The 10140-nt window shown below is 39.9% G+C and carries 7 protein-coding genes and 1 pseudogene; 7 read left to right on the plus strand and 1 reads right to left on the minus strand.

The window, feature by feature from the left end:
- The 5 genes from IM450_RS18750 to IM450_RS18770 all read left to right on the plus strand — a co-directional run.
- Positions 1–184, plus strand: a 184-nt coding sequence (locus IM450_RS18750; protein ID WP_287670255.1) for a hypothetical protein, incomplete at its 5' end; no start/stop codon positions are given.
- A 178-nt stretch (positions 185–362) separates the two neighbouring features.
- Positions 363–1712 carry an AAA family ATPase gene (locus IM450_RS18755; protein ID WP_287670260.1) on the plus strand — a complete coding sequence of 450 codons (1350 nt, stop codon included), beginning with the start codon at positions 363–365 and terminating at the stop codon, positions 1710–1712.
- Complete coding sequence (locus IM450_RS18760) at positions 1713–2405, plus strand: ParB N-terminal domain-containing protein (RefSeq protein ID WP_287670262.1); 693 nt, start codon at positions 1713–1715, stop codon at positions 2403–2405.
- 278 nt (positions 2406–2683) lie between these two features.
- The gene (locus IM450_RS18765; protein ID WP_287670264.1) at positions 2684–3376 is read left to right on the plus strand and encodes a Uma2 family endonuclease; all 693 of its coding nucleotides are present in this window, start codon (positions 2684–2686) and stop codon (positions 3374–3376) included.
- A 129-nt stretch (positions 3377–3505) separates the two neighbouring features.
- Complete coding sequence (locus IM450_RS18770; RefSeq protein ID WP_287670266.1) at positions 3506–4930, plus strand: FAD-binding domain-containing protein; 1425 nt, start codon at positions 3506–3508, stop codon at positions 4928–4930.
- A gap of 234 nt (positions 4931–5164) precedes the next feature.
- Here IM450_RS18770 and IM450_RS18775 read toward each other — a convergent pair whose 3' ends face one another.
- Positions 5165–7810, minus strand: a complete 2646-nt coding sequence (locus IM450_RS18775) for an efflux RND transporter permease subunit (protein WP_287670268.1) — start codon at positions 7808–7810, stop codon at positions 5165–5167.
- A gap of 882 nt (positions 7811–8692) precedes the next feature.
- Here IM450_RS18775 and IM450_RS18780 point away from each other — a divergent pair.
- Together IM450_RS18780 and IM450_RS18785 are read left to right on the plus strand one after the other, a co-directional pair.
- Positions 8693–9721, plus strand: coding sequence for a DUF4351 domain-containing protein (locus IM450_RS18780; RefSeq protein ID WP_287709810.1), 1029 nt, complete (start codon positions 8693–8695; stop codon positions 9719–9721).
- Positions 9722–9771: 50 nt separating this feature from the next.
- Positions 9772–10140: pseudogene (locus tag IM450_RS18785) on the plus strand (hypothetical protein); the annotation flags it as partial.

Raw genomic sequence — 10140 nt, forward strand, 5'->3', positions numbered from 1 at the left:
AACCCTTATAGAGAAAGATATTTGGCGATTTTTGTCAATTGTTTTTGATCTAGAGCGAACTAATCAATTAAATCTCTTGCCAGATAAGGATTTAGTCGATTTATGCCCCCCTATCGAACCATACCAAGTAACGAAGAGCCGGATTCTGTGCTTTACCTTGACGGGAAGGGCTGTCATCATTTAAACTAACAATAAGTTATTTTTAAGTAAGTAGTCGGACATAAATTCTGTTGTCTATCTTAAGAAATGTAAATTGCCGTAATTCTTACTTACTCCTGACTCCTATCTCCTGACTCCTGACTCCTGACTCCTTACCCCACAGTTAACTTTACTTTTGTCCAACTACTTATTTCCTCAAATGTGTGACTTTCAATCCTCATCATTGTCATAACGAAAGGGAAGTGGAGAGTAAACTAATTGTCCAGTATTTACTCCCAAAACTAGGCTACAATGCCGAACATTGGTATCAACAAGTTAGCTTCGGTAAAGTCCGCTTAGACTTCCTTGTTTCCGCTCAAAAACCTATCAATAAAAGGCAGTTTTTATCCTCTCACTGTCTAATTATCGAGGCTAAAAATCCCAGAGAAAAGCTCATCAATCATCGTCACCGTTTAGGCTATTATCTCAACTACTTTAAAGTGCAGTGGGGATTATTAACCAACGGTGATGAGATTCAACTTTATCGAAGAAAACCCGATAAAATTTATTTAGTTTTTAGATGTTCTGGGTTAGAAATTGCCTCTCACTTAGAACAGTTAAAATCTCTGATTGGCTACGAAACTTTATCCCTAGGCATTCCACCGCTTAATTCTCCAACAATCAACAACAAAAATCCCATGAAAACCATCGCAATTTATCATCATAAAGGTGGTGTTGGTAAAACCACCGTCGCTACCAATCTAGCGGCAGCTTTGAGTAAAAAAGGTAAGCGAGTATTATTAATTGATATTGATGCTCAAGCTAATAGTACCTTTGCCGTTGGTTTAATTAAGTTTCAATTCGATGATGACGATGATTTAAAAGATAAAAATGTCTTTCATTTGCTAGATAACAGTAACCGTATTTTTATTGAGAATATCGTCAGAAAGTCTCAAGGATTCAATCATCCAGAAATTGATGTTATTCCCTCTCACATATCTTTAATTGCTAACCAAGCTAAAATTAAAGATAATGCGGCGGTATTTGCTAGATTGGCCAGAAAATTAGAGAAAGTAAAGGATCAATACGATATTGTAATTATTGATGCACCTCCCGCACTTGATTTATATGCACGCATTGCTTTAATTGCAGCTGACTATCTAATAATTCCTTCTGATCTTAAACCATTTTCTAATCAAGGATTAGATAGCGTTAAAAACTTTGTTCAAGAGGAAATCAATGAAAGTCGTGGAGATTTGGGTAAACCAACCCTACAAATTTTAGGCGTTTTACCTTCCAAAATTTCCACCCATGCTCAATACTTAAAATATAATTTTCCCAAACAAAAACAAGTGATTCCAGACAAATATAATTTACCTTTGATGGAATCGACTATCTCGGAAAGAATGCCTTTATCTCGCTGTATAAATCAATACGTTACCGTGGGAGATTTAGAAATTCCTGCCCCCCAATCTATAATCGATTATGCCGAACATCAAGCTGATGCGGGAGTATCAGCAGCAGAATTTGAAGCCTTAGCAATTGAAGTTTTAGCTAAAATAGGAGTTAAATAAATGTGGAAATTTTTACGAGTCGATATTACTGATATTAATCCTTCCCTTCCCAGAGAAACCTTCTCTGAAACTGAATTAGAGAATTTAGCCAATCTTATTATTGAAATGGGTGGAATTATTCGCCCTGCTATTCTCAAAAAAGCTGATAATAAAAAAGTTGATGAACGTTATAATATTATTAGTGGAGATTTAGAATATTATGCTTCTGTTATCGCCAATCAGAAAGTTCCTGACATCGAGATGATTAACGCTTTTGTAGTTGATAAAGAAGCGGAGAGTATCGCTTTACAGCAAATACAGTTATTATCTCCTTCTCCTGGGTTAATTACCAAGCCCGAAAAAATAGATAATCCTCTAGAATTGAGGATGAGTAATCTTGAAAAACGATTAGAAACCCAGTTACAAGCAATCCGAGAGGAGTACCAAAAAGAAATCAAAAGACTGGAAGAAAAAATTATTATTTCTCCTCCTTCTCCTCCTTCTCCTCCTTCTAAGTCGATTTTAGAGCTTTTGAATAGCTGTGATGCTAATCAACTTAAAAAAGTGGGAATTCCACCTGCATCTGTTAATGACTTTCTGAAAAAACGTTCAGAAAAGCCCTTTGATTCTTTGGAAGATATACAGCGAGGAGTGACAGGAATTGGGCAAGTAAGGTTGGCCAAACTTATCGATTATTTGCTGACTCACAATTGATTTTTGTGGGTGTGTTGAGCTACTTTAACACACCCTACCGATGGATGTTATAATAATGGAAGATCAGTAAAAAAGCCTGATCCGATAGCGGGCAAAGATTAACTAAGTAGGTAGGTGTTAAAAATTGTCAGACACCCCCCTTATCAAGGGGGGCAGGGGGGATCCCCCCGCCTATCGGCACCCCCCTTAATAAGGGGGGCAGGGGGGATCAAGGGCAAAATCTATCTTCTATTTAATTAGAAACACTTACCTAGAAGACGGGTGAAAAGAGAAAACTTATGACAACTACCCCAGTAATAGCTGATTCTTTAACAATTCCTCCCCTAGAAAACGGCGATAAATTAACTCGATGGGAATTTGAACGACGTTATCAAGGGATGCCCCATCTCAAAAAAGCGGAATTAATTGAAGGAATTGTTTATATGGCATCTCCCTTGAGAATTACCCAACATGGTGAACCCCACGCACATATTATGTTATGGTTGGGTTTTTATAAAGCTTTTACCCCCTATCTGCAATTAGGGGATAATTGCACCGTGAGATTAGATATTGATAACGAACCCCAACCGGATGCCCTATTAAGAATTGACAAGGAAGGACAATCAACAATTAGTCAAGATGATTATGTAGAAGGAGCGCCGGAATTAATTGTCGAAATTGCCGCGTCTAGTGCTTCCTACGATGTTCATCAAAAATTAAATGTTTACCGTCGCAATCAAGTCCAAGAATATCTAGTCTGGCGGTTTTATGAACAAGAATTTGATTGGTTTCGGCTACAGGCAGGAGAATATATTAAACTAGAACCCGATAGTGAGGGCATAATGCGCTCCCAAATCTTCCCCGGTTTATGGCTAGATAAAAACGCTTTATTAATGGGCGACTTAGGAAAAGTTTTATTGATTTTGCAGCGGGGGTTAGAAACAGCAGAACATCGAGATTTTGTCAAGAAATTAACTGCCAATTACAGCTAGATTGTAAAATTAGACAATTATTCTTGATCCACTGTCCTATAATTACAGAAAGAGTATTTTTGACTTGAATTTGTTCTTAACTGTACCCCAATAATCTCGCCCCTGATAATCTTCTCATCACCTTACTTTATGTCAAATCTAATCCTTTTCTGGCATCGTCGCGATTTACGTCTCTCGGATAATATTGGACTGAGTAAAGCTAGGGAGCGCAGTCCGAAAATTATCGGGGTTTTCTGCCTCGATCCCGCTATTTTAGAGAGGGATGATATCGCCCCTGCTAGAGTTGCCTATCTCCTCGGTTGTCTAGAGGAATTAGAAAAAAATTATCGCCAAAAAGGTAGTCAATTACTGATTATTCGCGGCAACCCCAGTCAAACACTCGTCAACTTAGCCGGCAATTTATCGGCAAAAGCAGTTTTTTTTAACCTCGATATCGAACCCTACGCGCGTCAACGGGATCAACAGGTAATCGCCGCTTTACAAAAAAAAGGAATTGAAGTAGAAACCTTCTGGGATCAACTTCTCCATGCTCCCGGACAAGTCCTCACCCTCTCAAAAAGTCCCTACACCGTATATACTCCTTTTTGGAAAAATTGGAGCCAATTAACCAAAGCCAGCCCCACAACCCTAGAAAACCTGCAAGGATTAGACGAAAATGAAGGGGACAAACTCACAGAAACTATTAACTTACCAACCCTAGAAAATTTAGGTTTTACTTGGCAAAACCCCTTACCCCTCGCTCCCGGAGAAAAGGCCGCCCATAGCAGATTAGAAGAATTTTGTCAAGGGGTTATTAACAATTATCAAGAAGATCGTAACTTCCCCGCTTTCGATGGCACCTCGCGCTTGAGTGCCGCTTTAAAATTTGGGGCGATTGGCATCCGCACAATTTGGACCGCAACCCTAGAATTATTAGAAAATTGCCGCGCCGAGGAAGCAAAAGATAGTATTATCACTTGGCAGCAAGAGTTAGCTTGGCGGGAATTTTACCAGCATTGTCTCTATTTTTTCCCAGAATTGGCTGAGGGTGCTTATAGAAAAGAATTTCGTCATTTTCCTTGGCAGGATAACGAAGAACATTTTCAAGCTTGGTGCCAGGGAAAAACCGGCTATCCGATCGTTGACGCGGCCATGCGACAATTAAATGAAACGGGATGGATGCACAATCGTTGTCGCATGATCGTGGCGAGTTTCTTAACCAAAGATTTAATTATTAACTGGCAAAAAGGCGAAAAATACTTCATGCAGAAACTTTTTGATGGCGATTTAGCCGCTAATAATGGTGGTTGGCAGTGGAGTGCCTCTAGTGGCATGGATCCGAAACCTTTAAGAATTTTTAATCCCGCTAGTCAGACACAAAAATTCGATCCGGAAGGGGAATATATTCGTCAGTGGTTGCCGGAATTAGCTTCCGTAGATACGGAATATTTAGTAACCGGAAAAATCCCCCGTTTAGAAAGACATCGTTGTGGTTATCCTGAGCCAATTGTCGATCATAATCAACAACAAAAAGAATTCAAACGACTCTATAGTAATCAGAAGCCAAAACAATAACTAGGGTTTGCGGCAAAAAGTTTTTCGTGGGGACAGGGTGTGGGGTGTGGGGTGTGGGGTTTTACCGATTTTGAGGGGGTCAATTACCTAATTTTTAGGGAAAAAGTCCAGGTATTTTCCCCCCGCTCACTCCCATATCCGGTACTTTTTGATTGACAAAAAGTATAAAAGCCTTACCCAACAAGGTTTTTAGATTTATTCAGCCAACCCTAACTAAAGCGACGGTAAAACTAGCTACTTTTGACTGGCTTTAATCTGGTTCCAAACATCCTCTAAACTTAGATATAACACAGGCACAACAATTAAACTCAACAGGGAAGAAGTGACTAAACCTCCCACAATTACCATCGCCATGGGTTGCCGCAATTCCGCACCAGTACCCAATCCCAAAGCGAGCGGAATCATGCCTAAAATTGTCGAACAAGTGGTCATTAAAATCGGTCTTAACCTAATCATTCCCGTTTCTAAAACCGCTTGCTCCCGACTCCAACCCTGTTGACGCAATTGGTTAGTATAATCCAGCAATAACACAGCGTTTTTATCCAGTAATCCCAAGAGGAAGATAAACCCGATCAAAGAAATTATACTAAACTCACTACCCGTTACCAATAACCCCAACATTGCCCCCACAATCGCTAAAGGTAAACATAAAGCGATGACGATAGTTTCTAACAGTCTTCTGAATAATAACCATAAAACTCCTAACATTAAAATTGTCGCTAGGATTAAAGTGCGACCAAAACTGCCCAAAACATCGCTACTTTGAGAAGAAGTACCCCAACGCTGTAAAGTTATCCCTTCCGGTAAAGGAATCCCTTCAATTTTAATCGCCGCATCTTCTAATCCTAAATCCGGACTGAGATTAGCACTGAGAAAAATCGCCTGTTGACTATTTAAACGCTCGATCGCCAAAAAATCCCCCCGCTCATTTAATCTAGATGATAGGGAAATATCCTTTAAACCGGCGATTTTAGCGGCCTCAACCCGCAATTTCTCGGCACTATCGCGCAATAGCTTGAAATCATCGCTTTTAATCGCAATTTGGATCGGCTTTTCCGCTTCCGTCTGCACAAAAGGAATGTCCTCGACACTGACATTCACCCCTCTAATTGTCGGTAAAATTTGCCGAATTCGTTGCTGCACCGCACTGGTGTGGGATTTACGATCGCCCTTCAGTTTAACGTGAATTTTGCCCCGATTCGGCTCACCGCGTAAACCGGCGATCATAAAAGTCGATTCCACTTCCCCATCCTGCAAAATCGGCGCTTCTAATTTGCTGCCATCTCGGACAGTGCGACGCAAAAGAAAACTTTCGGGAGAACTCGCTAACTGAGAAATCCAAGCGAAACTATCGCTAGAACTTTTAGCCGTCGGTTTATTAGGACTAATTTGCGTTATTTTCGGCAAAGGAGAAGTATAAACCAGATTAAACTCGCCGCGATCGAGTCGGGGAATAAATCCCCTAGAAATAAAAGGAATCAAGGCAATACCCGCCAAAAAGGTAATTAGGGCAATAGCAATGACCAGCAAACGATGACGTAATGACCAGTTTAAGAGCCGTCGATAGGTGTTCTCAATTGGTCGCTTTTGTTTCGTCATTTTTGCCCGTGCCTGCGGTTTCAGCCAATATACTGCCAAAACTGGCGATAAAGTTCGGGCAACCAACAGGGAAAAAATCACCGCAGCCGAGACAGTTAAACCGAAGGGTTGGAAAAACTGCCCCACCGCACCCCCCATAAAAGCGACGGGTATAAACACGGCAACAATGGTTAAAGTGGAGGCGGTGACAGCTAATCCGATCTCCCTTGTCCCCTTAAGTGCCGCATTTTTCGGGGTTTCCCCCGCGTCGATTAAACGGGAAATATTCTCCACATCCACGATCGCATCATCCACGACAATGCCGATCACCAAAGCGAGAGCCAGCAGCGTCAGGGTTTCCAGATTAAACCCATAGATTGCCATGATAATGAAAGTCCCCAAAAGAGATAGGGGGATAACCAGAGCAGAAATGACCGTAGCGGCGAAACTGCCTAAAAATATCAAGATCACCAGCACGGACAGCAAAACTGCCAAAAGTAAATCATCGATCGTGCCTTGTAGGGCAGCGCGAATATATTCCGCTTGGGTTTCAGCTAAAATTATCTTGACATCGGGCAGTTTTTGTGCTATGTCTTTAACCAGTTTTTCTGCTTCAGCAACGAGATCGAGACTATTGGCGGCACCTTGTTTGATTACCTGCACTGCGATCGCTTCTTGTCCGTTAAAGCGCACCAGCGTGGGCAATGGTCGGGTTAAGCTTTTATGGGGATTATCTTCCCTAACTGTACCTTGACCGAGTAAATTAACTTTAGCCGTACCAGGAAGAGCTTTTAAGGGTGGAATTAAATTATCTTGGGCGATTTGGCTTAATTCTTCTAGAGTTTTCTGCTCACTCACCAGCGTATATGTGACTGTTGCCGACTCATTTAAATCAACGGGGATAACTTCTGTAGTAGCTTGAGAGGGTAAAGGGACTTGCGAGATAGCCTGTTTAACTGCTGCGGTGGCTTTGTCTAAATTTGTGCCAATTTTAAAGAAAACGCTGATTACTGACTGTCCGGGGGCAGTAGTCGAGGAAACATCGCGACAACCGGGGAGAGAGAAAAGGGGATTTTCTAGGGGTTTAGTTAATTGCTGTTCCGTGGTGATAGCAGTAGCTAAATCCGCTTGAGCGTTAATTATTACGACTGGAAAGCTGATATCGGGGAAAAGAGCGTATTTTAGGGAACTAAAAGCCAAAATTCCCGCCACTGCCACCGCTAACCAGAAAGCAATGGTTAACCTCGGGGCATTAATCGCTATTCGAGAGATATTCAGACGTTCTCGCCACGATTCTTTCATGTTTGTTTAATAAGTGGGGTGTGGGGTGTGGGGTGTGGGGAGAATAAATAAAATAATCTCCTGAATCCTGACTCCTGAATCCTGACTCGGAGACTCCTAACCCCATGGTAGATGTTGGATTTTTGCAGAAGTTCTATTTTCTGACAAAGATAAGCAAAAATTATTTATTGACTGCAAAAACTTGAGAATATTTAAATTAACATTCCGCAATATTTATAAATTCTTAAGAATTAATTGAGAAAGATTTTTATTTAACAACGACGTTATAATGGTTACAGCGATTTGATAGAATTTCATAATGGGTTATTTTGTGCTTTTTTGGGCAGCAATGGTTGAAACCCTTGCCACACCTAGAAGGTGATCCTAATTAAGACGGGTAAATCAGTCATTTTCACCCACAACGATGATCTTTTTTTTGTGTAGTTTTATTGCAAAAAAAAAGTTTTTTTGACAAAAAGCACAAAGTATGATAAAGGAGAAGGTATCCTGGAATTATGAATTGGGGAGAGTGATTGCCTTTATTTAGAAAACGGGTTTCTTCGAGAAAATATTTAGAAAACGGGTTTCTTCGAGAAACCCGTTTTCTTGTAATAAATGTTAATTTTTGTGATAGCAACCTTGAAAAATTGGGGATTGTTGGCCTAAAACTGTTAGCAGTAAACCTTTGCAGTTAATGTCATGACTTCTACGCTGTTGCCGATTTTTCCTGCTGTTTACGATAGTTTGTTCGATTTAGCTCAATCTGATGGATTTTGGGCGAATTTGGCAATCGCTGTCGGTTAAGGGGGTGAGGTCATAACAATCCGTTGCCAAAACCGACTTTTCAGAATACAATACATAAGAGTAGTCATTCATCGCTCAGATTAGTTAAGATGATATTACATGACTAATAATATTGACCATGATCGCTTATTTAAGGAGTTAATCTCCACCTTTTTTATCGAATTTATCGAGTTATTTTTTCCTCAATTGATCGATTATTTAGATAGGGAATCGATTACTTTTTTAGACAAAGAAGTATTTACCGATGTCACGGAAGGAGAAAGGTATGAAAGCGATTTAGTCGCACAGGTTAAGTTTCGAGGAAAAGAATCTTTTTTTCTGATTCATGTAGAGGCGCAGGAAAGTTCCCGCAAGTGGTTTAATCGGCGAATGTTTACTTATTTTGCTCGCTTTCATGAGAAATTTGTCTTACCGATTTATCCGATTGTAATTTTTTCTTATTCAAAGCCAAAAAGAGCAGCGATTAGTCAATATGTAGTCGATTTTCCCGATTTTAAGGTCTTAGAATTTAACTATCAGGTAGTGCAGTTAAATCGATTAAATTGGCGAGATTTTCTTAATCAACCGAATCCGGTTGCTTCAGCTTTGATGGCTAAGATGAACATTGCCGAGAAAGAGCGAGCCAAGGTAAAAGCGGAATGTCTGCGCTTGTTAATTACTTTAAAGTTAAATCCTGCAAAAATGCAATTAATTTCCGGATTTATTGATACATATATCAATCTAAATCCTGCCGAAGAGATACAATTTCAACAAGAGATTAGCACATTTAGTCAACCCGTACAGGAGGGAGTTATGCAAATTACTACCAGTTGGATGCGTCAAGGTATTGAACTAGGTATCGAACAAGGTATTGAACAAGGTATCGAACGCGGTATCGAACAAGGTATTGAACAAGGTATTGAACAAGGTATTGAACAAGGTATTGAACGCGGTATTGAACGCGGTATCGAACGCGAAAAGACATTGATTCTTCGTCAAATTAAACGCAAGTTAGGGGAGATTAATCCTTCATTGGAAACTAAAATTATGGAGTTAAGTATTGATGATGTCGAAGTATTAGGAGAAGCTTTATTCGATTTCTCTACGGTTGAAGATTTAATCAATTGGTTAAATACTTTAACTGCTTAGGTTTGACGTTAGCGATCGCCTTCTGACAACAACCCACTAAAATTGTCATAATGAAACAAACAACCGCTAATTATGATGAACCCTGGAAAGAAGCATTAAGCGAGTATTTTGAAGCGTTTTTATGCTTCTTTTTTCCTGAAGTTCACCAATTAATTGATTGGACAAAAATTCCCGAATCCTTAGAAAAAGAACTGAAACGGATTACCGCTTCAGCAAAGACAAAAAAACGTTTTGCTGACAAACTCTATAAAGTCTGGTTACTCAGGAGTGAAGAAGTGTGGATTTTGATTCATATTGAAATTCAAAGCCAATACGAAGAAAATTTCCCTCAGAGGATGTATATTTATAACTATCGTGCCTTTGATTTGTATCAGAAACCAGTTATCAGTCTCGCTATATTAGGAGATGAACGAGTAAAT

The sequence above is a fragment of the Microcystis sp. M083S1 genome (assembly GCF_020246405.1).
In the GTDB taxonomy this organism is placed as follows: Bacteria; Cyanobacteriota; Cyanobacteriia; order Cyanobacteriales; family Microcystaceae; genus Microcystis; species Microcystis aeruginosa_C.

Coding starts and splice junctions, on each gene's coding strand:
- IM450_RS18760 (WP_287670262.1), top strand. CDS start 1,713: ATGTGGAAATTTTTACGAGTCGATATTACTGATATTAATCCTTCCCTT.
- IM450_RS18765 (WP_287670264.1), top strand. CDS start 2,684: ATGACAACTACCCCAGTAATAGCTGATTCTTTAACAATTCCTCCCCTA.
- IM450_RS18770 (WP_287670266.1), top strand. CDS start 3,506: ATGTCAAATCTAATCCTTTTCTGGCATCGTCGCGATTTACGTCTCTCG.
- IM450_RS18775 (WP_287670268.1), bottom strand. CDS start 7,810: ATGAAAGAATCGTGGCGAGAACGTCTGAATATCTCTCGAATAGCGATT.
- IM450_RS18780 (WP_287709810.1), top strand. CDS start 8,693: ATGACTAATAATATTGACCATGATCGCTTATTTAAGGAGTTAATCTCC.